Source organism: Paraburkholderia sp. EG304 (genome assembly GCF_046543485.1).
GTDB lineage: Bacteria > Pseudomonadota > Gammaproteobacteria > Burkholderiales > Burkholderiaceae > Paraburkholderia > Paraburkholderia youngii.
The window spans coordinates 1-269 of record NZ_JBKGUA010000428.1 but is presented as its reverse complement, the minus strand read 5'-3'; the positions used below and the strand labels follow the sequence as shown (position 1 = coordinate 269).

Here is a 269-nt window from a genome sequence, read left to right as displayed (position 1 = left end):
CGGCGTCAATCCGAATCAGCTGTTTCACTGGCGCAAGCTGTATCAGGACGGCAGCCTGTCGGCTGTCAGTGCCGGCGAGGAAGTCGTGCCGGCGTCGGAACTGAGCGATGCACTCAAGCAAATCAGGCAGCTTCAGCGACTACTCGGAAAAAAGACAATGGAGAATGAGATTCTTCGTGAGGCAGTGGAGGTGGCGAAGTCGCGAAAATGGATTGCGCGCTCACCCTCATTGCCAGGGGACGACCAGTGAAGCGGGTCTGTGACGTTCC

Annotated in this window: 1 pseudogene; it reads left to right on the top strand. The window is 57.6% G+C overall.

The features are described from left to right. A pseudogene (locus tag ACLFKU_RS44590) lies at positions 1–269 on the top strand (transposase); the annotation flags it as partial.